Source organism: Paenibacillus sp. J22TS3, assembly GCF_018403205.1.
Lineage (GTDB): Bacteria > Bacillota > Bacilli > Paenibacillales > Paenibacillaceae > Fontibacillus > Fontibacillus tuaregi.
The window spans coordinates 381,480-405,853 of sequence record NZ_BOSF01000001.1 but is presented as its reverse complement, the minus strand read 5'-3'; the positions used below and the strand labels follow the sequence as shown (position 1 = coordinate 405,853).

Annotated in this window: 30 protein-coding genes; 28 read left to right on the top strand and 2 right to left on the bottom strand. The window is 49.0% G+C overall.

The genetic code is table 11. The features are described 5' to 3' along the window. Position 1 precedes the first annotated feature (1 nt). The 8 genes from trpD to KJS63_RS01830 all read left to right on the top strand — a co-directional run bounded on the left by trpD (position 2) and on the right by KJS63_RS01830 (position 7,491). Positions 2-1,042 carry an anthranilate phosphoribosyltransferase gene (trpD, locus tag KJS63_RS01865; protein ID WP_068617117.1) on the top strand — a complete coding sequence of 347 codons (1,041 nt, stop codon included), beginning with the start codon at positions 2-4 and terminating at the stop codon, positions 1,040-1,042. Then, the gene (gene trpC / locus KJS63_RS01860) at positions 1,032-1,847 is read left to right on the top strand and encodes an indole-3-glycerol phosphate synthase TrpC (RefSeq protein WP_213617719.1); all 816 of its coding nucleotides are present in this window, start codon (positions 1,032-1,034) and stop codon (positions 1,845-1,847) included. The genes trpD and trpC overlap by 11 nt, the downstream gene beginning before the upstream one ends. Continuing rightward, positions 1,840-2,502 carry a phosphoribosylanthranilate isomerase gene (locus tag KJS63_RS01855; RefSeq protein ID WP_213617718.1) on the top strand — a complete coding sequence of 221 codons (663 nt, stop codon included), beginning with the start codon at positions 1,840-1,842 and terminating at the stop codon, positions 2,500-2,502. Before trpC ends, KJS63_RS01855 begins: the two co-directional genes overlap by 8 nt. After that, complete coding sequence (gene trpB / locus KJS63_RS01850) at positions 2,502-3,698, top strand: tryptophan synthase subunit beta (RefSeq protein WP_213617717.1); 1,197 nt, start codon at positions 2,502-2,504, stop codon at positions 3,696-3,698. Before KJS63_RS01855 ends, trpB begins: the two co-directional genes overlap by 1 nt. Further along, positions 3,695-4,501 carry a tryptophan synthase subunit alpha gene (gene trpA / locus KJS63_RS01845; protein WP_213617715.1) on the top strand — a complete coding sequence of 269 codons (807 nt, stop codon included), beginning with the start codon at positions 3,695-3,697 and terminating at the stop codon, positions 4,499-4,501. Before trpB ends, trpA begins: the two co-directional genes overlap by 4 nt. A 48-nt stretch (positions 4,502-4,549) precedes the next feature. Next, complete coding sequence (gene hisC, locus KJS63_RS01840) at positions 4,550-5,656, top strand: histidinol-phosphate transaminase (RefSeq protein WP_213617713.1); 1,107 nt, start codon at positions 4,550-4,552, stop codon at positions 5,654-5,656. Positions 5,657-5,695: 39 nt separating this feature from the next. Beyond that, complete coding sequence (locus KJS63_RS01835) at positions 5,696-6,790, top strand: prephenate dehydrogenase (RefSeq protein ID WP_213617712.1); 1,095 nt, start codon at positions 5,696-5,698, stop codon at positions 6,788-6,790. A 464-nt stretch (positions 6,791-7,254) separates the two neighbouring features. Continuing rightward, positions 7,255-7,491, top strand: a complete 237-nt coding sequence (locus tag KJS63_RS01830) for a glutaredoxin family protein (protein ID WP_213617710.1) — start codon at positions 7,255-7,257, stop codon at positions 7,489-7,491. A gap of 84 nt (positions 7,492-7,575) precedes the next feature. On the opposite strand, the gene KJS63_RS01825 is transcribed toward KJS63_RS01830, so the two are convergent. After that, positions 7,576-8,475 (bottom strand): LysR family transcriptional regulator, encoded by a 900-nt coding sequence (locus KJS63_RS01825; RefSeq protein ID WP_213617709.1) that lies wholly within the window; start codon positions 8,473-8,475, stop codon positions 7,576-7,578. Positions 8,476-8,636: 161 nt separating this feature from the next. On the opposite strand from KJS63_RS01825, the gene KJS63_RS01820 reads away from it, so the two are divergent. The 14 genes from KJS63_RS01820 (at position 8,637) to KJS63_RS01755 (ending at position 18,979) form a co-directional block, all read left to right on the top strand. Then, complete coding sequence (locus KJS63_RS01820; RefSeq protein WP_213617707.1) at positions 8,637-9,368, top strand: type 1 glutamine amidotransferase; 732 nt, start codon at positions 8,637-8,639, stop codon at positions 9,366-9,368. Between the two features lie 5 nt (positions 9,369-9,373). Then, complete coding sequence (locus tag KJS63_RS01815) at positions 9,374-10,060, top strand: MOSC domain-containing protein (protein ID WP_213617706.1); 687 nt, start codon at positions 9,374-9,376, stop codon at positions 10,058-10,060. Positions 10,061-10,393: 333 nt separating this feature from the next. Beyond that, positions 10,394-10,987, top strand: coding sequence for an RNA polymerase sigma factor (locus KJS63_RS01810; protein ID WP_213617705.1), 594 nt, complete (start codon positions 10,394-10,396; stop codon positions 10,985-10,987). Next, positions 10,984-11,586: an anti-sigma factor gene (locus KJS63_RS01805; protein ID WP_213617703.1), complete on the top strand. Its 603-nt coding sequence runs from the start codon at positions 10,984-10,986 to the stop codon at positions 11,584-11,586. Before KJS63_RS01810 ends, KJS63_RS01805 begins: the two co-directional genes overlap by 4 nt. A gap of 227 nt (positions 11,587-11,813) precedes the next feature. Continuing rightward, entirely contained in the window at positions 11,814-12,392 is a 579-nt protein-coding gene (locus tag KJS63_RS01800; protein ID WP_213617702.1) for a histidine phosphatase family protein, read from the top strand. Positions 12,393-12,566: 174 nt separating this feature from the next. Beyond that, positions 12,567-13,682 (top strand): hypothetical protein, encoded by a 1,116-nt coding sequence (locus KJS63_RS01795; protein WP_213617701.1) that lies wholly within the window; start codon positions 12,567-12,569, stop codon positions 13,680-13,682. 70 nt (positions 13,683-13,752) lie between these two features. Then, positions 13,753-14,259, top strand: a complete 507-nt coding sequence (locus tag KJS63_RS01790) for a gamma carbonic anhydrase family protein (protein WP_068617152.1) — start codon at positions 13,753-13,755, stop codon at positions 14,257-14,259. 21 nt (positions 14,260-14,280) lie between these two features. Next, on the top strand, positions 14,281-14,463 hold the full coding sequence (locus tag KJS63_RS01785; RefSeq protein ID WP_068617154.1) for an IDEAL domain-containing protein: 183 nt from the start codon (positions 14,281-14,283) through the stop codon (positions 14,461-14,463). Positions 14,464-14,561: 98 nt separating this feature from the next. Further along, positions 14,562-14,993: a DUF2487 family protein gene (locus KJS63_RS01780; protein ID WP_213617700.1), complete on the top strand. Its 432-nt coding sequence runs from the start codon at positions 14,562-14,564 to the stop codon at positions 14,991-14,993. A gap of 175 nt (positions 14,994-15,168) precedes the next feature. Then, positions 15,169-15,714, top strand: a complete 546-nt coding sequence (locus tag KJS63_RS01775; RefSeq protein WP_068617158.1) for a Rieske (2Fe-2S) protein — start codon at positions 15,169-15,171, stop codon at positions 15,712-15,714. Between the two features lie 16 nt (positions 15,715-15,730). After that, positions 15,731-16,402, top strand: coding sequence for a menaquinol-cytochrome c reductase cytochrome b subunit (gene qcrB, locus KJS63_RS01770; RefSeq protein WP_068617160.1), 672 nt, complete (start codon positions 15,731-15,733; stop codon positions 16,400-16,402). Between the two features lie 29 nt (positions 16,403-16,431). Further along, positions 16,432-17,322, top strand: coding sequence for a menaquinol-cytochrome c reductase cytochrome b/c subunit (locus KJS63_RS01765; RefSeq protein WP_068617162.1), 891 nt, complete (start codon positions 16,432-16,434; stop codon positions 17,320-17,322). Between the two features lie 104 nt (positions 17,323-17,426). Further along, the gene (locus KJS63_RS01760; RefSeq protein WP_213617699.1) at positions 17,427-18,053 is read left to right on the top strand and encodes a DUF1405 domain-containing protein; all 627 of its coding nucleotides are present in this window, start codon (positions 17,427-17,429) and stop codon (positions 18,051-18,053) included. A gap of 65 nt (positions 18,054-18,118) precedes the next feature. Further along, positions 18,119-18,979, top strand: a complete 861-nt coding sequence (locus tag KJS63_RS01755; RefSeq protein ID WP_213617698.1) for a sporulation protein YpjB — start codon at positions 18,119-18,121, stop codon at positions 18,977-18,979. A gap of 257 nt (positions 18,980-19,236) precedes the next feature. On the opposite strand, the gene KJS63_RS01750 is transcribed toward KJS63_RS01755, so the two are convergent. Further along, complete coding sequence (locus KJS63_RS01750; protein ID WP_213617697.1) at positions 19,237-20,112, bottom strand: YitT family protein; 876 nt, start codon at positions 20,110-20,112, stop codon at positions 19,237-19,239. 153 nt (positions 20,113-20,265) lie between these two features. Between KJS63_RS01750 and KJS63_RS01745 the strand changes: the two genes are divergently transcribed. From KJS63_RS01745 to bshA, 6 genes are all read left to right on the top strand, one after another. Then, positions 20,266-20,598: a nucleotide pyrophosphohydrolase gene (locus KJS63_RS01745; RefSeq protein ID WP_213617696.1), complete on the top strand. Its 333-nt coding sequence runs from the start codon at positions 20,266-20,268 to the stop codon at positions 20,596-20,598. A 53-nt stretch (positions 20,599-20,651) separates the two neighbouring features. Beyond that, positions 20,652-21,185, top strand: a complete 534-nt coding sequence (locus KJS63_RS01740) for a tetratricopeptide repeat protein (protein WP_244862464.1) — start codon at positions 20,652-20,654, stop codon at positions 21,183-21,185. Positions 21,186-21,206: 21 nt separating this feature from the next. Next, complete coding sequence (gene dapB / locus KJS63_RS01735; RefSeq protein WP_068617175.1) at positions 21,207-22,010, top strand: 4-hydroxy-tetrahydrodipicolinate reductase; 804 nt, start codon at positions 21,207-21,209, stop codon at positions 22,008-22,010. 17 nt (positions 22,011-22,027) lie between these two features. Beyond that, the gene (gene mgsA, locus KJS63_RS01730) at positions 22,028-22,450 is read left to right on the top strand and encodes a methylglyoxal synthase (protein ID WP_068617177.1); all 423 of its coding nucleotides are present in this window, start codon (positions 22,028-22,030) and stop codon (positions 22,448-22,450) included. Then, positions 22,447-23,136 carry a bacillithiol biosynthesis deacetylase BshB1 gene (bshB1, locus tag KJS63_RS01725; RefSeq protein ID WP_068617179.1) on the top strand — a complete coding sequence of 230 codons (690 nt, stop codon included), beginning with the start codon at positions 22,447-22,449 and terminating at the stop codon, positions 23,134-23,136. The genes mgsA and bshB1 overlap by 4 nt, the downstream gene beginning before the upstream one ends. 74 nt (positions 23,137-23,210) lie before the next feature. Beyond that, the gene (gene bshA, locus KJS63_RS01720) at positions 23,211-24,371 is read left to right on the top strand and encodes an N-acetyl-alpha-D-glucosaminyl L-malate synthase BshA (RefSeq protein ID WP_213617695.1); all 1,161 of its coding nucleotides are present in this window, start codon (positions 23,211-23,213) and stop codon (positions 24,369-24,371) included. The last annotated feature ends 3 nt before the right edge of the window (positions 24,372-24,374 follow it).

The following is a 24,374-nucleotide window of genomic DNA, read 5'->3' as shown; positions in this document are numbered from 1 at the left end:
AATGAGCGGATACGAAACAGTGCAGTCGGGGATTTCACGAATTGTGTCAGGGCATCACTTGGGACGGGAAGAGGCCCGCAGTATAATGGAAGTGATCATGGCGGGCTCGGCTACCCCGTCCCAAATCGGAGGCCTGTTAACGGCCCTGCGCATGAAAGGGGAGACGGTGGAGGAGATTGCCGGCTTCGCCGAGGCTATGCGTGGTTATGGAAGCCGCCTGCATACGGAGTCCAGGCAGCTTCTGGATACATGCGGAACCGGCGGCTCCGGCATCCATAAGTTCAATATCTCCACGACTTCGGCCATTGTGGCGGCATCTGTATCGGTGAGGGTTGCCAAGCACGGCAACCGTTCCGCCTCCGGACGCGCGGGAAGTGCAGATGTGCTGGAAGCTCTGGGGGTAAACATTCACTTATCCGCAGATCAGGCCGAGAAGTGCCTGGATGATATCGGAATCTGCTTCTTATTCGCCCAGATTTATCACCCTTCGATGAAGCATGCGGCAGCAACCCGCAAAGAGCTTGGGGTAAGAACAGTGTTTAACATGCTGGGGCCGCTTACGAACCCGGCCGGAGCGGATCGTCAAGTTCTTGGAATTTATGATCAGAGCAAGACGGAAGTTATAGCTGAAGTTCTGAGAGAGCTTGGCTCTAAACGGGCAATGGTGGTAACCAGCCATGAAGGGCTGGATGAAATCAGTATCTCCGCACCGACCCGCATTTCTGAGCTTAAAGACGGGGCCATTCATACTTATGATCTTCACCCCGATGACCTGGGGCTTCGGGTATATCCTCTGGGGGATGTGATCGGGGGAGATCCAGCGGTCAATGCTGACATTATTCAGCGTGTGCTGCAGGGAGAGAAAGGTCCATACAGAGATGTGGTCCTCGCTAATGCGGGAGCATGCATTTATGTAGCCGGACTTGCCGGAACTATACAAGAAGGTGTTAAGATTGCGGCCGAAGCCATTGACACAGGCAAGGCATACAGCAAGCTGGAGCAGCTTATTCAAACGACGGGGGAAATCAGTTATGTATCTTGATCGTATTGTAGCAACCAAACAGAAGGAGGTAGAGGAACTAGCGTCCTCATTTTCTTTAACGAAAGCAGAACGCGCCATCTCCGAGATGCCGGCAACACTTGGGTTTCACCAAGCTTTATCCGTAAGACGTAAACGCAGTATGGGACTTATTGCCGAGGTGAAGAAGGCATCGCCGTCCAAAGGGCTGATCCGGCCGGACTTTAACCCGGTGGACATTGCCCGGGCTTACGAAGAAGCCGGGACGGATTGTATCTCCGTGCTCACGGATAAGGAGTATTTTCAAGGCAGCCCCGAATATCTGAAGGCCATCCGCCAGGCGGTCAATGTACCGCTGCTCCGTAAGGACTTCATGATTGACGAGCGGCAAATTTATGAAGCCAGGCTCATGGGCGCAGATGCAATCCTGCTGATCGCAGCAATATTGACGGATCAGCAATTGAAGCAATTTGAGGCTGCGGCCGAAGCTATCGGGCTGGATGCCCTGGTTGAGGTACATGACCGGGAAGAGCTTGACCGGGTACTCAGCATTGGGACTTCCAAGCTGATCGGGATCAATAACCGGAATCTTCGTACCTTTGAAGTAAGCCTGGGGACGACTGCTGAATTAAGCAGCCTGGTTCCTGAGGGGATCACCCTCATCAGTGAAAGCGGCATATCCAAGCCTGCTGATATCAGTTATCTTGCATCGTGTGGAGCCAAAGGTGTGCTTATTGGCGAAACGTTTATGAGGGAGCCAGTGGTCCAGGAAGCTGTCAATCAGCTTATCGGGCCTGTTGAGAGCAGGAGCAGAGCTGCCCATGAGTAAGGTATCAGTAAAAATATGTGGACTTCAGGACGTTGAAGTGCTAAAATCGATGATAAACTTGCCTGTTGATCATATCGGATTCGTGTTTGCCAAGAGTAAACGACAGATCACAGGCATACAGGCGTCGGAAATGATTCACTGGATTCAAAATTGGGAGGGACCCAAGAAACCGGCGAGCGTGGGGGTATTTGTTAATCCAGAGCTTCAAGAGCTGGCTGCCGTTTTGCAAGAGGCAAAATTGGACGTGGTGCAGCTTCATGGACAGGAATCCCCGGAGTTCTGCCGGAGTGTGAAGCAGCAATTTGCAGTCAAAGTTTTTAAAGTATTCTCGGTTAAGAATGACCTTGAAGAGGACCTCAGCGGATTAGATGATTTCAGCGGTGTCCTGGATGGCCTGCTTCTGGATACCTATGATCCGAAGTATGGCGGAGGGTCTGGCCAGACTTTTGACTGGGGACGGATTAAGCCTTATCAAACTTGGACTAAACGGGAAGGTATTCCCTTGATTATAGCTGGCGGCCTGAATCCCGAAAATGTCGGAGAGCTGCTGAGCGGATTTCAGCCGGATGGTGTAGATGTTTCCAGTGGCGTGGAAACGGAAGGCGTTAAAGATATAGAGAAGATACGAGCATTTGTCGAGAGGGTGAAGGGCTGATGACACAATTACCGGATAAGAACGGACGATTTGGGGATTTTGGCGGGCGTTATGTGCCTGAGACGTTGATGAACGCGCTGATTGAGCTGGAAGAGGCTTATAATCAGCACTCACAGGAACCGGATTTTCAGGAAGAGATAAACTACTTATTAAAGCAATATTCGGGAAGGGAAACTCCACTGTTCTATGCTGAGCGTCTGACTGAGCATTTGGGCGGGGCCAAGATCTATCTCAAGCGTGAGGATTTGAACCATACCGGGGCACATAAGATCAACAATGCCATCGGCCAGGGGATTCTCGCCAAGCGAATGGGGAAACGCAAGGTCATTGCGGAGACAGGAGCTGGACAGCACGGCGTGGCTTCAGCAACAGTAGCGGCCCTTCTTGGACTCGAATGTAAGGTGTTCATGGGTGAGGAAGACATGAAGAGACAGCAGCTCAACGTATTCCGGATGAAGCTGCTTGGTGCCGAAGTTGTACCTGTTCTGTCAGGGACCCGCACACTCAAAGATGCTTGTAATGAAACGCTCCGTTACTGGGTGAGCAACGTACATGACACGTTCTACATCCTTGGTTCGGCAACCGGCCCGCACCCTTATCCGATGATGGTACGGAACTTCCAGCGCATTATTGGAGACGAGACGCGGCGTCAGATTCTGGAGCAGGAAGGAAGGCTCCCCGATCTCGTTGTGGCTGCGGTAGGCGGCGGAAGCAATGCGATCGGCATGTTCTACCCATTCATTGAGGATACATCGGTCAAGCTGCTGGGGGTTGAGGCGGCAGGACGCGGAGTAGACACAGAATATCACGCGGCAACCATGACTAAGGGAAGCAAAGGTGTGTTCCAGGGTTCAATGAGCTACCTGCTCCAAGATGCATTTGGGCAAGTGCTTCCAGCGCATTCCATCTCAGCCGGACTGGATTACCCGGGAATTGGTCCTGAGCACTCCTACCTGAAAGACATCGAGCGCGCCCGTTATGCGCCGATCACGGATCAGGAGGCTTTGGATGCTCTACAGCTTCTGAGCAAAACGGAAGGGATTATCCCGGCCTTGGAATCGGCTCATGCGGTAGCCCAGGTAGTTAAGGAAGCGCCGTTGCTTCCTTCCGATCATATCATTGTGATATGCCTGTCCGGCCGGGGCGATAAGGATGTAGAGTCGATCATGGGATATTTGGGAGGCGCAGAATCATGAACTTAATTGATCAGAAATTTGCCGATCTCAAAAAAACGGGTCAAACCGCGCTTATCCCTTTCCTCACGGTAGGTGATCCTGATCTGGACACCACGGTAGAGTTAATCGTTCAGGTTGAGGCTGCCGGAGCGGACATTCTTGAGCTTGGAGTACCTTATTCAGACCCGCTTGCCGACGGTCCTGTTATCCAGCGGGCCTCCGAACGGGCCCTTGCCAGCTCGGTAACGATCGGAACCTGTCTGGATGTGGCCCAGAAGGCTAGAGCACGCGGGGTGCGTATGCCTTTTGTGCTGTTTACCTATTTTAACCCGGTGCTTCAAGTGGGCTTGGAGACGTTCTTCAAAAAGCTGGGTGAGAACGGGATCAGCGGCATTATAATTCCTGATCTTCCCATTGAGGAATCCTCAGAGGTTGCCAAGCTTGCCCAGGAGGCCGGAATTCATTTGGTGCCTTTGGTGGCCCCGACATCCAACGAGCGGATCTCACGGATTTTGGCGAATGCGCGTGGTTTTATCTACTGCGTCTCTTCACTTGGTGTTACCGGGGAACGAAGCTCCTTCCATGAAGGGGTTGAACAATTCATCGAGCAGGTGAAGTCGCAGAGCAGTCTTCCGGTTGCCATCGGTTTTGGCATATCCAGCCGTGAGCAGGTAGAGAGATTCTCGGCTATATGTGACGGGGTTGTAGTTGGAAGTGCCATCGTCCGTAAGATTGAAGAGACCATTCCTCTCCTCCAAGATTCAGAGCAAAGAGAGCAAGGGCTGTTGCAAATCCGTGAATTTGTGGCACAATTGAAAGATTAGGTGAGCGTTATGCTCCATGATTGATGAGATGAAAGGAAGGGATAACCTATGCAGCCCAAACCACAGATTGTGAAATTGCCTGTATACCAGCCAGGTAAGTCAATCGAAGAAGTGAAGAGAGAGCTGGGTCTCTCTGAAGTCATCAAGCTGGCTTCCAACGAAAATCCTTACGGTGCTTCACCTAAGGCCAAGGAAGCAATCGCACAGGCTCTGTCACAGATCAGCATCTACCCTGACGGCAGCGCAGCAGAACTGACTGAGGTGCTGGCAGGTCACCACGGGGTGAACCGTGACCAGATTGTTTTTGGCTGCGGATCTGATGAAGTCATCGCGTTGATTACACGCGCGTTCCTCCTTCCAGGGGATGAGAATATCATGGCGGATCAGACTTTCTCCGTATACAAAAGCAATGCGGATATTGAGAGTGCGGTCAGCATTGAAATTCCATTGTCCGACGGAGTGCATGATCTTGATGCGATGCTGAATTCCGTATCGGAAAGAACAAAGATCATCTGGATCTGTAATCCGAACAATCCCACAGGTACGATCGTTACGGAAGAAGCGATTGTGAGCTTCCTGAACCGTGTGCCGCAGCATGTGCTCGTTGTGCTGGATGAAGCCTATGCTGAATTTGTTACCGATCCGTGTTATCCGGACAGTCTAAATTTAATGAAGAAATACCCGAACTTATTGATACTTCGCACATTCTCAAAAATATATGGGCTTGCTTCACTTCGCATCGGCTATGCTATCGGACCTGCTGGAGTTATTAAACTTATTAATCAAGTGCGTGAACCTTTCAATACGTCCCGTCTTGGTCAAGCAGCAGCTAAAGCTGCAATTACCGACCACGAGTTTATCGAAGGGTGCCGGACGAAGAACAGAGAGGGAATTGAATACTTAAGCGCTGAGTTTGATCGGTTGGGATTAAGCTATTTCCCGGCTCACGGGAACTTTATTCTGGTTCATGTTCAAACTTCGGGTGCTGAAGTATTTCAGTCCCTGTTGAAGCTGGGTGTTATCGTTCGTGCCGGGTTCGGCAAATATCCGGAGTACATCCGGGTTTCCGTGGGTACTCCAGATGAGAATAAGAAATTTATCGAAGCGTTGGAACAGGTTCTTGCCCGACAGGAACAGCATGTAACTGCAGAATAAGGGATACAAGACAAATTAGAGTAAGTTGAGTGGAGACCCATGACTATTAAAATCGCTATTTTTGGAGTTGGACTGATTGGCGGCTCGCTGGCACTCAGCTTCAAAGGAAAACCGGGCATTACGGTTGTTGGACACAGCCACCGGGAGGATATTCTGCATCAGATTATAGAGCGTGATGTTGTCGACACCGCGACCCTGTCCATGGAGGAAGCTGTAGCTGATGCGGATTTCATCTTTCTGTGCGTACCCGTCAGCCAGCTTGAGCCGTATTTGCACAAAATCAGCAGCCTGAACTTGAAACCGGGTTGTATCATAACTGATGTGGGCAGCACGAAAGCTTCCATTGCGTCCAGCGCTGAGGCGATTAAGCTGCCCGGTGTTTATTTCATTGGCGGTCATCCGATGGCTGGATCAGAGAGATCCGGAGTTGCCGCGGCATCCACACTGCTATTTGAGAATGCCTACTATGTGCTGACACCGTCTGCCGGAGTTCCTGAGGAAGCATATCAGCGCTTGGAGGAACTGCTTTTGCATACAAAAGCACGTGTTGTACGCGTGGAGCCAGAGCTGCATGATGAAATAGTCGGGGCTATCAGCCATCTGCCTCATATTATTGCCGTTGCTCTCGTGAACCAGGTTAGTGACTACAATGCAGGCAATACGCTGTACCGCCAGTTGGCGGCAGGAGGATTCAGGGATATCACCCGCATCGCGTCCAGCGATCCTGTCATCTGGCGGGATATCCTGCTTAGCAACCGGAACGTTCTGCTTGAGCTTCTAGGTGACTGGAATGCCAATATGGAACACTTCATTGAACTGTTAAAGTCAGGTGATGGAGAGGGCATTGAAGAGGCCTTCGACAAAGCCAATCGTTTCCGGAGTGAGCTGCCGGAACGCCGTAAGGGAGCGATCAGCTCTTTGTATGATCTGTATATCGATGTACCCGATACTCCGGGAGTTATTGGTCATATTGCTACTGAGCTGGGGGTACGGCAGATCAACCTGGGTAATATGCAAATCATTGAGAGCCGTGAGGATGTGCCTGGTGTTATGCGCCTTTCCTTCCGGCAGGAAATGGATATGGAGAGAGCTAAGGAGCACCTTTTAACGTTAGGATATACAGTGTATCAATGAATATGAAAGCCTGTTGGGCTGCCTTTATCGGCGGAGCAGCAGGCTTTTTTTATAATAGTCAACTATACGCCTGAAATTATACACCAAGGTTAGTTAGATGCAGCCAAGATGGATCACCCCAGTCAGCAAGCAAAAAAAAGACCACTTTCATTGAAAGTGGTCTTGCTCGAACCTGAGCAAATTATATTGGATAGGAGTGGAGAGAAACCATACTGTACTTTTATTATATGTATACGTTTTCATTCTGTCAACACATTTTTTTAAACGCTTTCATGTGTAATTTTGGAGGCTTGATTAAAGGGGCCGCTGTACAATCATTGGCTGCGCCTATGATAACTAGAACATATCTGTAATTGATGCGGCAGTTCAGCCGCTTTTATAATGTGAATGTATAGAGTTGAACTAATTAAAGAGTTGTTCAACTTATATAGATAGAACAATTAATGGGTCAGGAGAGTGAAGAGATGGCACAAGCGGTTTTTTACCATGCAGGCTGTCCGGTATGTGTTGATGCGGAGCGCCTTATAATTGAGTATTTAGACAAAACCAAGGTGGACCCAGAGGTTGTTCATCTGGGGCAGGACCAGGGCCGGATCTCCGAGGCGGAGGCTGCCGGAGTGAAGTCCGTGCCCGCGTTGGTTATTGAAGGTCAAGTGTATCACATTAATTTCGGAGCGAGTCTGGAGGATGTCAAGAATTAAAGATGCTTCCACTCGTTGAGGTGCCATTTCATGGCATCTCTTCGTTGTTTTTTACGTAACGAATTGTCCAGTTCCTTACTATCTCTACTGATGGGCAACCGTTGAGAGCAGCTGTTCCATAAAGACCCGGGTTGCAGCGCATAGATGCTTGTTCTTCCGGTATACGATGCCGATTTCTGTAACCATGGAGGGCTGATTTATCGGAAACACGGTGATGTTTGCATCTGAGACCTGGGCAAGATAGGTTTTGGGCAAAATGGTTACGCCCACGCCTTTGGCCACCATTTGAACGATGGACTCAAGCGTAGTCATTTCAATCACAGGCTTCGGTGTGAAGCCGAGTGGGCGGCACTTACTGTCAATAAACTGTCTGAGATGGTAGCTCTCCGGAAGAAGGACGCTGGGAAAGCGCTCAAGCCAATCGAGGCAAACGGAATCCGTTCCGGTCATCTCCTCCATGAAGGTAAAAGCTGCGGGAACAGCAAAAACCAGTTCTTCCTGCTGAAGAGGAACGGTTACCAGCTCTTGATGGGTTGTGGGCAAATATACAATCCCCATATCAAGTTCATTCTTCATAATTCCTTGGATAATATCACCGGTTCTGAGGCCTAAGACGGACAATTCAATCTTGGGATAACGTTGATTGAAGGCGATAGCGGCTCCTGACAGCAAGTAATTGACCACAGATAGTAGTGCGCCGATCTTGAGTGTGCCTCTCCCGAGGCCTTGAAGCTCGCTGATCGATGCTCGGGCCTCGGCCAGCTCATGAAAGACGTTGTAGCAGTGGTGCTGGAGTGTCCTGCCTGCCTCGGTAAGCATGGTCTTTTTACCAATCCGGTCAAATAGGGGAGTGCCGATCTCATGCTCGAGCAGGCGAATTTGCTGACTTAGTGAGGGCTGGGCAATACCCAGCTGCTCTGCAGCTCTGGTGAAATGCAGCTCCTGGCATACGGCTAGAAAGTATTCCAGTTGTCTGAGTTCCATAACAATAACCTCCGGACATAACAGTAGATAGGGATAAATCCAGATTACAACGAATGATAGGGAAAAACCACAGTTTTTGAAAAAATGATTGTTCAAAGGTATGATCAGAAGAAAAGCATACTAAATTCAGAAATATAGACTTAATCAACTGGGGTGAGAGCATGAGGATACACTATTTGCAGCATGTGCCGTTTGAGTCTCTTGGGAACATTGCAAAGTGGGCTGAAGAGAGGGGTCACAGCGTAACAGGAACCCATTTATACAATGAGACACTGTTTCCGGAATATTCGGATTTTGATCTGCTCATTGTTCTGGGTGGTCCGATGGGGGTGAACGATGAGAGTGAGTATCCTTGGCTGGTTGATGAGAAGAGATTTATAAGCGGCGCAGTCCACAACAGGAAGCATGTTCTGGGAATCTGTCTCGGAGCTCAGCTTATCGCTGAAGTCATCGGCGGAAAGGTTGAGCTTAACGCTGACAAAGAAATTGGATGGCATCCCGTTCGCCTGACAGAAATGGCCCGATTGTCGGATTATTTCAGGAGCTTCCCGGAGGAATTCATTCCATTTCATTGGCATGGGGAAACATTTCAACTACCTGAACAAGCGGTTCATATGGCATACAGCAGAGCTTGTGCTAATCAGGCTTATGTCTATGAGGATCATGTGGTCGGCCTGCAGTTCCATCTGGAATTCAGTGAAGACAGCGTCCATCAGATCATGAAATACTGTTCCCACGAGCTGGTGGAGGACATGTATATTCAGCAGCCCCATCAATTAACAGGAAAGCATAAGCTGCTTAACCGGAGTGTTATATTGCTGTACTCTCTGCTGGATGCAATGCAAAAAGATTGGGAGTACCGATCTTATCAGCATCATATGGAGACGGGGTGAGGTCTATGAAGGGGTACGCGGAAATTTTGTCTATTAATACCGGGATGCCGCAGAATATGATGTACCAGGATAAAGTGATCTCCAGCGGCATTAACAAGCAGCCGACGGATAAACCCCTGTATCTTAACTATTTGAACCTTGAGGGCGATGGCCAAGCGGATCTGAAGCATCATGGCGGCAAGGAAAAGGCGGTATGTGTGTATCCATTTGAACATTACCGGTATTGGGAGAAACAGCTGCAGAGGAGCTTGGTTTATGGAGCATTTGGTGAGAATCTCACTATCCAGGGGCTGCTGGAGTCAGACGTGTGTATTGGGGACATTTTTAAACTCGGAGAGGCTGTTGTTCAAATAAGCCAGCCAAGACAGCCTTGCTTTAAGTTATCGGCCAAATATGGCCTGCCGGAAATGCCGATGCTGATGCAGAAATCGTGTTACACTGGCTTTTACTTCCGGGTGCTTGAAGAAGGAGCCGTTTCAAGGAGCAAGGGGTTATACAGAAGATTCCCGCATCCTAAAGGAATAACGGTCGCTTATGCGAACCAGATTATGCATCATGACAAACATAACATGGAAGCAGCTCAGAGGATTCTGGAGGTTGAGGAACTTTCGGTGAACTGGCGGGCTACGTTTCTCAAGCGATTGAGCGGCAATGAGACAAGCACTAAAGAAAGGCTGACGGGCCAAGCCTAAGGGCTGTGGCACAGGGTTTAGTTTTTTATACTGGATTGCAGAGGAATATTGAAACATCCGGGCATACCTTATAGGAGAAGGACTTTTTCTTCGGAAAGAGTCCTTCTCCTATTTTTATGGTTAATTATGGTTAGGGGTAAGAAATTTTTGTAATGCATCCTTCTATGGTATAATATTGCAGGGTTCGCAGTGAACACCCAATTATTGATATTTCTTTCATCATTTTTAATAAATTTTTCGGTTTCACCGAAACTTTTTGTATCCTGTTCGGTAATAATAGGCAGAATCGAACGGGGAAGATGCACATGGATGGGCGAGGAGGATCGCATTCTAATGACGGATTCCCAGATGATTCGAGAGATTAAAGAAGGCAACACAGAGCTGTATTCAGAACTCATGCGCAGATATCAACGTAAAATTATGGCATTTATATATCATATGTTAAAGAGTGCTCAGCTGGAGCTGCTTGCTGAAGATTTGTGCTCGGAGACGTTCTACAAAGCTTTCAGGAGCCTGCACTCATTTCGCGAAGTGGATGCTTCCTTCTCTACGTGGCTGTATACCATTGCCCGGAATACGGTGCTTAGCGAGCTTCGCAAGCAGAAGACAGGTAACGTATCCTTAGATGAGACCGGGTATGTGCCCGTTGCGTCTCCGGAGATTGTGCCGGAACAAGCCATCCTGCGGAATGAGCGGGTTGGCATGGTGAGGGAGGCGATCAACAATCTGCCGGAGAAGCAGCGCTCGGCGTTGATTCTAAGGGAGTATGACCAATTGGATTATCAGGAGATCTCGACCATTCTAGGACAAAGCGTCAGTGCGGTCAAGTCCCTGCTCTTCCGTGCCAGAAGCAGTGTGAAGAATCAGCTTGAGCCCTACTATTATGAACCAGTTTATGAGCATGCTGAAGGGATGAAAAGCAGATGAATTGTCAAGAAGCCCAGGAGTATATGGATATCATGTGGGACATGTCCGAGGACGACCCCCGGCGTAAAAGCCTGGAGTGGCACGTGCTGGGTTGTGATACGTGTGCAGCTGAATATGAAGTATGGACTGAGGCTCGGGACATAGTACATAAGATGAATATTGAGGTTGATCATAGCGTTGGGGAGAGGGTTAACCGTAATGTGATGGACCGCATTTACGCCGAGTCCCCTTGGCTTGCTCCATCGGAGCCTGAAGCCCGCAAGGCTTCCCGTATCTTGAACCGCCGCTTTGCCTTGTGGATTGCTGGGTTTATGGCTGTGTTTATAAGCAGTCTGATTTATTTCATGATGCCAGGCGGACCTGATATCAATGAAGCGGCCAGCCATAACTCCGGGCTTCTGCCTATTGCCATTGCCGGTACGGATACGGTGGTTAATGCAGATAATTCCTATAATCTGCCGGATGTATCGCGCGGTATCATTGATCCGCTCATCGTGAAGATGAGTCCGGCCTATCCGGAGTATTGGATGCTGTTGTCGATTCTTGGCATGGGGCTGGCCTTGTTCTCATGGAGGGGCTTAAGACGAATTCGCAGGTAAATGTTCTCAGCGGCAAACGCTGCATCTGCCATAAGCAGAGCGGGGTTCTGCCGCTTTTATTCATTTTCATTTATATAAGTTGATCTTAAGAATTACGAAAAGGCCAGAGTGTGAAATTGAATCTGAAACAATCGGAAGGAACATTTCACTTGACGGTCTTACCTTGTAAATGAATAATTCAACTTATCTACACTCAGAGCTGTTAGACTTAAGGAGGCTTTTACTTCATGCTGGTTGGATTGATTCGTCACGGCTTAACGGACTGGAATGCATTAGGGAAAATTCAGGGACAGAGCGATATCCCGCTTAACGAGGAGGGCAGGAAGCAGGCGGCGCTGCTGGCTGAACGCTTGAAGAATGAGCCTTACTCCTGGGATTTTGTGATCACAAGCGGACTGCTGCGGGCTCAAGAGACCGGAGAGATTATTGCTGCTTCTTTAGACATTCCTGTATATGATCCCGATTCCCGCTTAATGGAGCGGGCTTTTGGACAGGTCGAAGGATTAACGGCAGCCGAACGGGAGACGCTGTGGGGATTGGATTGGAAACTCAAGGATCTCGGGCAGGAGAAGGATCAGGAAGTTCAAGCAAGAGCGCTTGCATTTCTGACTGAGCTTGGCGAACGCTATTCGAACAAGAATGTGCTTGTGGTGTCCCATGGAGGGCTGCTGGCCCAGCTATACAGGGCTCTTTATCAGGACAAGTTCACGGAGAGAATTGGGAATCTCTCGTTAACCATCCTGGAGAAGAATGAGCAAGCTTGGGAGCCGAGACTTTACAACTGTCTGAAGCATTTACAGGAGTAGGTACTATAGAAGTTGAACTTAAGAATTACAAATAGATGCAAGAGTGTGAAATGATTCAGGAGATTTTTTATATTCGAACAAATAATCCGCGATGCGGGTTATTTTTTTTGTTAAAGTCCGAATAAAAGCTGTAAACCTTCCCATAATGGTAGTAAAACGGTGAGGGATGAAACTATGAATCTGGCGGAAATGCTTACATTTGCGGATATCGGACAGCTTAGCAAAATTGCCAATCACTATCAATGCAGCTGTAACGGGAATTCCAAGAATGAGCTGATTCAATCCATATTACATCAGGTGGGCCGGAAAGAATTTGCCCGCGACTATGTGAACCAGCTGAGTGTCGAGGACTTTCGCTTCTTGAATTCACTGCTCTTTGATTCCCGTCAGCATTACAGTCTGGAAGAATTAGTCGCTTGCGCCCAGAACTCCCGTTTCACCGATGATGCCAAAGAGAAAGAGAATCCCAGAGATGTGATCGCAAGGTTCAGGCAGAGCGGCTGGCTGTTCAACGGTTCCTCACAGAATACTAAATTTCTGTTCGAGGTGCCGGAGGATCTGAAGAACCGGTTCCGCGAGGTGGTAGGACAAAGACTTGAATCGGAAGTGAATCCTGCTGGTGAGCCTGTGGCCGTCCGGGAAGAGCATACCTTGGCTGCTGAAGATTTATACCTCTTTCTATTCTATGTGTCAAAGAACGAGATCCCTTTGAACCAGGAAGGTATCATGTACCGTAGAAATCAAACGCAATTGATGGACACCTTACATGTGAGTGAGCCTCTTGTTGGCAAGGGAGGCTGGAGATTTGGTTACGGAAGGACGTTTAAGTCCTACCCTGACCGCTTATCCTTTCTCTATGATTATGCTTATTCACGAAGGTTCATTGAAGAGAGGAATTACCAGCTGAGATTGGCATCGCTAGGCGAATTAAGTGTTTTGGAGGAAAAAAGGGAACCCCTGATACATTTGATACGCTTTTGGTTAAAAACATACAAAGCAGCAATTCCTAATTTGCTTTCTCTGGTGTACTGGATTTGCCGCTGCTCCAAGGAGTGGGTTACCGTAAGCTCGCTGAGGACAAGCATGGATAGACTGATCAAGCCGTATTATTATGATACGCCAGCTTCCATCTTCGAAGAGCGAATACTCAAGATGATGCTTCATTTCGGCATGATCTCCATCGGTGAGAATGAAGAGCGTGAACGGTATGCCAGGGTTACGGCATTTGGTAAATTGGCGGTGCATGAGCTGCAAAAAGGTCTAGAAGGTAAAAATGCTCGTCAGGTTTGACAAGGATGGAAAGGCTTGCTAAGATCACTCCAATTCAAGTTCATTCCAGGAAGAGGAGTGTGGCAGGCGAATGTATATTTCTTATATGGGGAAGACCCCTTTTGTGGATCCTTCTGTATATGTGGCTGAGGGGGCGAAGCTCGCCGGTGATGTCCGGATTGGCAAGGATTCAAGCATATGGTTCAATGCGGTGCTAAGAGGTGATTTGGCACCAATCATCATTGGGGAGCGCAGCAATCTGCAGGATGGTGTAATCGCCCATGTGAACACTGGGCAGCCCCTGATTATAAGCGATGATGTATCTGTCGGACACGCAGCGATCGTTCATGGCTGTACGATAGGTAAAGGCACATTAATCGGGATGGGGGCAATTTGTCTAAACGGAGCCGAGATCGGCGAATATGCTTTAATAGGAGCCGGCTCGCTAATTCCGGAGAACCGCAAAATTCCACCCTATACTCTCTCGCTTGGTTCACCTGCTAGAGTAGTCCGCGAATTGACCGAGGCGGATCTGCAGAGAATGAAGCTGACTACAGATAGTTATGTGCTGAAAGGACGGGAGTATAGGAGCTCTTAACATTGGCTGGAGGTGCATCCTATGGATCAAATGAAAGTGACTTACGAAGTTATGCTGGGTCTGGCAGCTGAAATGGTGTGGGACGAAGCATTAAAGAAATATCGGACAGAGAAACTTCATAGTGAAATTGATTCAGCCTTGGCGAAAGGCGATGAGGAAGCGTTCCGCCTCCTAACTGAAGAATTAAGAACCTTGGAACAATAGAAGAAATGCCTTGCGCATTTCTTCTATTTTTTATATCGCAGGATATCCCCAGTCGCCTTTGCATGTATAATAAGATTCAAAGAAAGGGGATGTACATAATGAAATTCAGCGAAATTCACCCGGAGCAGTGGGAGGAGCTTAAGCCATATTTGGACACTTGTCTGATTCCAGTAACCGGCCTCAGCGGGAAGGAGCCGCCTCATGAAACGGTATATGCACTGGAGCGTCTAAGAGATGTCATGGACTGGGTGGAAATTCCGTTCAAAGGAAGGGTGGTTACGTACCCTGCGTTCCAGTACGGCAGACAGGAGATCGTGCAGCAGATAAACGAAGTATGCGCTAATGTCAAGTCCGCAGGTTTCAAATATGTAATTGTGATCTCTGCGGATGTGGAGCTGGATTCCTCGATGCTCTATGAAAGCGATTTAGTAGTTACTCCGGGCCGATTTCCCGGTTCAACGGAGGAGTCATCTTCCACGTCTGTGATGCGGGAAATTCAAGCGATGTGGTTCCCGGATAAACAGGTTTAAATGTGACGAAAAATCGACAATTTAACAAGATTGTGACCATACTGTTAACGAACATACCCTGTAAATTCTTGACGCTCTAGGAAGCCTAATATATTATAATAATGTCCTAGTAATTCGTGTGATTTTAATCATTGAAATGGAGAGAATTGGTTCGGAAAAGGGGGTTGAAGACAGTATGAGCAATCAGCACGACCAGCATGAATCATCGCACAGACCACCCAATCGGAAAAAGGAAATGTCTCGCAGACAGTTTCTCACTTATACGCTGGGAGGAGCTACCGCCTATATGGCGGGGGGAGTAGTTCTGCCGATGCTTCGCTTCGCTGTGGATCCAGTTCTGCACAAGAAGACAGAAGGGAACTTTGTAAAAGTAGTGGAACTTAGCAAGGTAACAGCGGAACCGCAGGAATTTTCTTTCGAGCTGCAGCAGCAGGATGGCTGGTATGCAAGCACAGCTTCGCTAACAGCTTGGATCCGCAAAGACGAGAGCGGAAATATTTATGCGCTTTCACCGATCTGTAAGCACTTGGGATGTACGGTTGGCTGGAATAACGATAAGGCGTTCCCTAATGAGTATCACTGCCCTTGTCACGGCGCCCAATATAACAAGGAAGGCAAGAACCTTGCCGTTGCGCCTAAGCCGCTGGATGAGTACAAGGTTAAGATTGAGAAGGATTGGGTTTACCTAGGCGATATCGTTCCTAATACTCGAGTTAAATAAGGAGGCGTAGAGTCAGATGTTGAAGAGTGTCTACAACTGGGTTGACGAACGTCTTGATATCACGCCGATTTGGAGAGATGTGGCGGACCACGAGGTGCCTGAACACGTGAACCCGGCTCACCATTTTTCCGCATTTGTATACTGTTTCGGCGGTTTGACGTTCTTTATAACAGTCATCCAGATTCTGTCGGGAATGTTCCTGACGATGTATTATGTGCCAGATATTATTAACGCATATGCAAGCGTTGAGTTTCTTCAGACTAAGGTGGCATTTGGACAAATTGTCCGCGGGATGCACCACTGGGGAGCAAGTCTGGTTATTGTTATGATGTTCTTACATACCTTGCGCGTATTCTTTACAGGTTCCTATAAGGCGCCTCGCGAGATGAACTGGGTTGTGGGAATGCTGATCTTTTTTGTTATGATCGGCCTTGGCCTTACAGGTTACCTGCTTCCATGGGATAACAAATCCTATTTTGCAACCAAAGTTACACTGGAAATTGCGAACTCAGTTCCTGTCCTTGGACCCATTATCAAAGAACTGCTGCAAGGCGGTACGATTGTAGGTGCGCAGACGCTGACGCGATTCTTCGCCATTCATGTGTTCTTCCTTCCGGCCGTGTTGCTCATCCTTCTGGTAGGACATTTCATTATGATCCGCAGACAGGGAATTTCCGGACCGCTATAAGATATTCTTAAGAGAAGGGAGGCATATATATGGGTCACGGAGGCAAATCGAACGAAAAAGTCGTATTTGTCGGCGATTCAAGGGTACGTAAAGGGAACGGATTTATTACTCCTCCCGATTACACGGCTTACCCGGGGAAGTCGGAAGCATTTATTCCAAACTTCCTATTAAAAGAGTGGATGGTTGGTGTAGTGGTCCTTGTAGGCTTCCTGGTACTTACCATTTCTGAGCCTGCCCCACTGGGATTCCCGGCTAACCCAACCGCTTCGGTTATACCGATGCCGGACTGGTATTTCTTGTTCTTATATCAATATCTGAAGTATCCATACGCTTCAGGAGATTACATTGTTCTTGGAACACTTGGTGTTCCAGGTGTTGCTTTTGGCGGTTTGCTGCTGGCCCCATTCCTCGACCGGGGTAAGGAGCGCCGTTTCTACCGCAGACCGATCGCATCCTCTCTGATGCTGTTGTCCTTGGCTGCGATGGTCTACCTGACCAACTTCGCCTGGACACACTATAAGCATGAACTTGCAGCGACAGGAATCAAACCGGAGGAAGAGCGCCGGATTGAGAAAGCAAGGGAGGCAAGGGAGAAGGGACTTCCTGCTCCATCCAACGCCGTCAAGGCTAAGGAAGTAGCCATTGTGGATAAGGATGATCCAGGGATGGAATCCTTCAAGAAGGCGACTTGTATTTCCTGTCATGCGGCTGATCTTAAGGGAGCAAGCGGCCCGTCGCTTCGCGGTGTAGGGGATAAGCTTGATAAGGCAGCCATTCTGACCATTATCAAAGAAGGTAAACAAGGGCCTGAGGGCAACATGCCGAAAATGTATGATACGGCTAAAGGCGCAGGCTTAAGTGATCAAGATATTGACCACTTGGCCGAATGGCTCTCCAAGCAAAAGTCGGAAGCCAAGTAAGCTGAAATGAACCTGTGAAGCCTGATCGCATATGCGATCAGGCTTTTTGCTGGATATTCCCAGGACAAACCGTTATATTCAGATAAGACAGAGGGGGAATCTTCATGAGCATATCTTATTGGTGGAGCAGGGAATTCCTGACCAGCCGGGGATTTTTGTGGCTTTTGTTTGTTTTTAATTTGCTGGGCACGATTTATGGGTATTACTGGTATGGGAATCAGATCGAGTACACGATTGCCAACAATCCGCTCTGGCAGGTGATCTTTGTACCGGACAGTCCAACAGCGAGCCTGTTTTTTACCTTGTCCTTAACTTTCCTCATGTGGCCCAAGCTGCTTGCGAACTACCGCGGCGTGCGAGTGATTCTGGAAGCACTAGCCGTGGTGACCAGTGTAAAATATGGCGTATGGGCGGTCAGCATCATTTTTGCCGGGGCTTATCAGGGGAATGTGATCGGCTGGCAGGATTGGATGCTGGTGGCTTCGCATACAGCAATGGCCGTTGAAGCCTTGCTCTACGTCCGCTTTTTTAAATTTGGAACCGTAATTCTATTAGGCGCTGGCTTGTGGACCCTCCTTAACGACATGGTGGACTATACATACGAGGTGTTCCCTTGGCTGCCTGTCCAGCTTATGGATGACCTGCCTGCTGTCCGGAATTTCACCGTCCTGCTTACATTACTTAGCGTGGCAGCGGGCTGGTTTGCTTTGCGTCAAGCAAGAAGATCTTAGGTTCATCTGATTTGTTCTAGCTCAGGACAGCCCTTCATATGTATGGATTACAGGAGGGGATGTCCGTGAGTGTAAACCGGTGGGGATGGATGTGCTTGAGTACAGGATGTATTGTGCTGATTATGCTGCTGCTTCCGCTGCAGACGGTTCGTGCCCATCATGATGCCAAGCACACCGCGCAGCTGAATGAGCTGGATAGCGCGTCGGAGGCGCTGTACCGTTATATGCAGGATGGGAACGGGGAGAAGGCCCAAGTGGAGATGGATCGGATTGTGCGGTTGGTGGAGACCATATCTTTCAAAGGCTTGTCCTCAGTGGAGGGGATTCACGCGCTGTCTGAGACGGTTATGGATACAAGAGAGGCCTTGGTTCGCAGCCAATCTTCACCAGAAGAGTGGAGGAATACTTCTTCCCGTCTCCGCCTGGCGGTTGACAGTCTGATTCACAAGCAGCAGCCGCTGTGGCACCAGTACTATAAGCTGTTTACTGACGATCTCAGCCAGCTTGCCAAAGCCCGCAGTGATGCGGATGCCAAGAGTTTGCAGAATGCTGTTCACACGCTTAAGTCCCATTATGAGACGATCCGGCCAGCGGCGGCCATTCAGCTGGATAATTCGATCATTGCGAAGGCAGACTCGTGGTTATCCTATTTGGAGAGCGTGAGTATGAAGAAAGATTTGGATGCCTCAGAGCTGAAGAGCGTTCTTGACAGCGGGGAGGGTGTGATCCATGATCTGTTTGGCAAAAAAAGATCCGAGCCGGTTCTGCTGCCTCTTGCCGGCAGCTCGAATCCCTGGAAGTGGAGTCTGCTGATCGGCGGCTGGATTGCCCTGGCACTAACCTATACCGGAATGCGGCATTATAATGCATATCAGGAGGTCAGACCGGTCTCTGGCAGCAAAGACAGAGGCGGATGGAGATTTTAATTATAGTAAGAGGAAGAACCGCACGTAATAACGGACGGTTCTTCCTTTTTTTGACTATATAAAATGAACTTTAGAATTTACCGATCACAGCGGAGAGACGAGTGATTCTGAAGAAGCGGAGCGTCCGCCTTTGTCTCCGAAATGCCCCTACTTGGATATCTAGTTCAAGGATTTCGGAGACAACAGGGGCCTTAAAGAACACTCGGCCTCGCAGCGCCCCTGAAGGGTAACCTTCATAAGTTCATTTTAAATAAATCTTAATTCACATCTTCTTTAAATCCTTCTCCATGCACATCGTGCACATCATTGATAATAATAAAAGCCCGAGGATCCACCGATTTGGCAATTTGGGTCAATCTCCGGATTTCCTGCCTTCCTACAACACAATAGGCCATATGCTTGGCTTGCTTAGAGTAAGCTCCCACGGCTGGAATCAAAGTAACCCCGCGTTCCATTTCCTTTGTAATTAGGTCCGCAATATCAGGGGCGTAATCGCTGATAATGGTAAAGGCTTTGGCTGAATAAGCGCCCTCCTGAATAAAATCAATAACTTTGGAGGCGATGAAGACGGCGACCAGTGTATATAAAATCTGTTCTTTCTTGATATACAGCAGGGAAGCCCCGATGATAATCACATCTAACGCCAAAATGACCTGGCCCATACTCCAGCCATATTTGCGGTTGCAGATTCGTGCAATAATATCCGAACCGCCTGTTGTCCCGCCAAACCGGAACACAAGTCCAAGACCAGCGCCGAGTGTGACGCCGGCATACAGTGCAATTAATATGTAATCATGCTCGGTCTGGAACGGGATGATCCAGCCTTTGCGGATCAGTTGCTCAAACAGCCAAAGAAAGAAGGTAAGCGATCCGATTCCGATCCCGCTATATACAATTTGCCGGCTCCCCAGCACTTTCCAGCCTAACAGGAACAGCGGAATGTTCAAGACCAGGGTGGATAGGGAAGGTGAAATCGAGAAGGCGTATTTGAGCAGGATCGTAATCCCTGTCACTCCACCCTCCATCAGTTTATTAGGGATGATAAAATAAAGCAGCCCAAAGGCATAAATGGCCGTACCGAGCAGGATCGGTAGGATGGTTTTGGTTAAACGGGCCAGTCTGGTGGTAAGCATGCAATCCCTCGCTTGTTGGATAATAGTGGAGTCTGTAAGCTCCAATGTTTAGTATACCTTTTTAGGTAAGGATTAAAAAAGGATTTGTTTTCAAAACTTCTTTAGGATAACATAGGGGTAAAACCTTCAGACCCGAAGGGGGGCATTATTTAAATGGAAGAGAAATCCCTCGCCGAGATTCAACGCGAAGTGGATCGTTACATATCCCAGTTCAAGGAAGGCTATTTCAGCCCGCTTGCATTGCTTGCCAGGATGAGCGAGGAGGTTGGCGAGCTGGCTAGAGAAGTGAATCATACTTATGGTGAGAAGCCCAAGAAAGCAACCGAAGCAGAGAACTCGATTGAGCTGGAACTGGGGGATATTTTGTTTATTACGGCCTGCTTTGCCAATTCGCTTGGAATTGATCTGACAGAGGCCCATAACAAGGTGATGCATAAATTCAATACCAGAGACGCGGACCGCTGGACGAAAATAGACACCGACTGAGCCCTTCTATCATATGCTGTAAGAACAGCAGCCTAAGAGAAGGGGGAAGCCCTATGATGAAAGCGGAAGACTGTCTGGCTGAAGCCTATAAAAGCATCTTGGAGAATGATTTTGAACAGGCCATAAGATGGTTCGATCATGCGCTGAATTTCAGCCCTCTTGATGCGGATATTCATTACCGCTGCTCGGTGACCTGCGCTCGTAGCGGCAGACTTGATAAGGCACTTTATCATGCGGAGCAGGCTGTGAAGCTTACTCCCGGCATGGATGAATATAACCTGCATATGGAACGTTTGCAGGGAATGGAGATGACCCAGAGGGCACTCCGGATACTGGAAGCCCCTAATGTGGAGATGAGCGGAATAAGAGAAGCCGCCATTCTGCTTGAGCAGGCCGTGATGAAGGATCCCTTGTCTTCCCAAGCCTTTACAGGACTTGCAGCAGCGTATAGCGAACTTGGTGAACATCCGCTTGCCCTCTCTGCTTTGAGGGAGGCAATCAATCTGCTCGAAGGTGATCCTTCGGTTCAATCATTAAAAGAATGGGAATTACGTATCGAATCCAAGATCAACCAATCATCATCCTAGTGGACAGTGAGGAGCATGAATATGACGACGAAGATTAGAGTGGCGGTGGCTGGCGCAGCCGGCCGAATGGGAAAGGAAGTCGTAAAGATGGTTTTGGAGGATGCCGATCTAGAATTGGCAGCCGCCATCAACCGTTCAGGTGAAGGGACAGATGCAGGTGAGCTGGTCGGGCTCCCTGCTTGCGGGATTAAAGTTCAATCCGATCTTGAGCTGGCCTTGGTGGAGAGTAAAGCTCAGGTGCTGGTTGACTTTACAACTCCTCAATTTGCTTATTCCAATACGGAGCTTGCGATCCGCCTTGGGGTATCGCCTGTGGTCGGGACGACGGGCTTTACTCCGGAACAAATTGAGGATCTGGACAAGCTGTGCCAGAGCAAAGGCGTTGGCGGACTGATCGCCCCGAATTTCTCCATTGGGGCCATCCTGATGATGAAATTCGCTGCCCAGGCTGCCAAGCACTTCCCTCATCTGGAGATTATTGAGTATCATGGGGATCAGAAGCTGGATGCCCCATCCGGAACCGCAGTGAAGACCGCTGAATTAATTGCCCAGAACAGGGAAGAATTCCGTCAAGGCAACCCGAAAGAGGAAGAGACTATTGAGGGGGCAAGGGGCGGTTATTACAATGGCTTCCGCATTCACAGCGTGCGCCTGCCGGGTGTGTTCGCCCAGCAGGAGGTTATTTTCGGAGGATTTGGCCAGACCTTGAAGATCCGTCATGATTCTTACGAACGTGCAGGCTATATGCCCGGCGTGAATCTGGCTGTGAAGAAGGTTATGGAGTATAAAGGACTTGTATACGGCTTTGAACATTTTATCGATTAGCAGGGGGAGTCTCAGACATGCTGAACATTGCTTTTATTGCCCACGACCGTAAAAAAGAAGAGATCGTTAACTTTGTTATTGCATATGAACATGTGTTTCATGGGAAGACCTTGTACTCCACCGGCACAACAGGCCAGCGTATTATGGAGAATACCAAGCTGAAGATTCACCGCTTCCTGTCCGGACCGCTTGGTGGAGACCAGCAGATTGGAGCTTTGATTGCCCAGAATCAAATGGATCTGGTCATTTTCCTGCGTGATCCGCTGATGGCGCAGCCTCATGAACCGGATATTAGCGCGCTTCTTCGCCTGTGTGACGTTCACGGCATTCCTGTTGCGACCAATGTAGCTTCCGCAGAAATTATGGTACGAGCTATGGACCGCGGAGATTTGAGCTGGCGTGAGCTGGTTGAACTACACCGCCCAAGGTTAGATAAATGAGTAAGGGGCTCGATATCCTTATCTTTGGGGCTCATGCGGACGATGCGGAGATTGGCATGGCCGCAACCATCGCCAAACACGTTCAGGCAGGCTACAAAGTTGGGATCTGTGATCTGACTGAAGCCGAATTGTCATCCAACGGGAATGTGGAACTGCGTAAGCAGGAGGCGGACAAGGCGTCCAACGTGCTTGGGCTTGAGGTCCGCACCAATCTTGGCCTGCCCGATCGCGGCCTTTATATGACACCAGAGCATGTGGCTGCGGTCACCTCGGTGATCCGGGAATATGCTCCCCGGGTTGTATTCGCCCCCTATTGGGAGGATCGGCACCCTGATCATGTTGCATGCAGCAAGCTTGTAGAAGAAGCGGTGTTTAATGCCAAGCTTCGAAATTGGATGCCGGACAAGCCCGCGGTGCTGGTGGAGGACTTGTATTTCTATTTCATTAATGACTGGAGAACACCGGATCTTATTGTGGATGTGAGTGATCACTATGAGATCAAGATGAAATCTCTGATGTGTTATGAATCCCAATTCACACCTGCCAAGGATGGGGTCGCGACTCCGCTGACGCAGGGTTATGTGGAGCGGGTAAAAGCGAGGGACGCGCTGCTTGGACAACGGAAGCTGATTCCTTATGCGGAAGGGTTCGCGGTCAAGACCCCATATAAAGTTCATCTATTTTAACCCAATGAATCATACGATGTATGGAAGTGACAAATCGATGGTTATCATTCTATAAGAAAGAAGGTGCCCCTGACATGAGCCAATCTCTCAAAATCGGCATCACCTGTTACCCGACACTTGGCGGATCAGGGGTTGTGGCTACCGAACTTGGCAAGCTGCTTGCTGAGAAGGGCCATGAGGTTCATTTTATATCCCATAGTGTCCCGTTCCGGCTCGGAGCTTTTCAGAAAAATATATTCTATCATGAAGTAGAAGTGAACGATTATTACGTATTCCGGTATCCGCCTTATGACTTGTCGCTTGCGACCAAAATGGCCCAGGTTGCCAAGCGGGAGAAGCTGGATATTCTCCATGTTCATTATGCTGTACCCCATGCGGTATGCGCCTTCCTGGCCAAACAGATGGTCGGAGACAGCCTTAAAGTAGTGACCACGCTGCACGGAACAGATATTACGGTATTAGCCCAGGATGAGTCGCTTAAGGACCTCATCAGACTGGCAATTAACGAGAGTGATGCGGTGACTTCGGTATCTGAGGACCTGATGAGAGAAACACGGGAGGTTCTGGAGATCACCCGCGATATTGATTTAACCTATAACTTTGTAGATAAACGGATTTACTATCCGCGTGACATAGATTCGCTGCGCAGTGATTTTGCTTTTCCGAATGAGAAGATTTTGATGCATATCTCGAATTTCCGGCCGGTTAAACGTGTGCATGATGTGGTTGATATCTTCTCACAGGTGAGTGCACAAATTCCGGCGCGCCTGCTGTTTGTGGGCGAGGGTCCGGACCTGCCGAAGGTTCAGTGCAAGATCAAGGAGCTTGGTCTGGAGGACCGTGTGCATTTCCTCGGTAAACAGGATCAGATCGCCCAGATCATTTCAATGGCTGATGTCCTGCTGCTGCCTTCAGAGAAAGAGAGCTTCGGGCTGGTTGCTCTGGAGGCCATGGCCTGCGGCGTGCCAACGATTGGTTCACAAGCAGGGGGAATTCCTGAACTGGTGGCGCATGGAGTCACCGGATTTCTGGCTCCGACCGGGGATACAAAAGCGATGGCTGATTATGCCGTCAAGCTGCTGACCGACGAAAAGATGGCTGGCGAAATGTCTAAGGCTTGTCTGGACCGGGCAAGATGCCAGTTCAGCAGCGACCGTATCACGGATGAATATGAGCAAATCTACTACCGGGTGCTTGGGAGGCAAGTTCCAAGCTTAAAGCCGGTATGCAGCTAATGA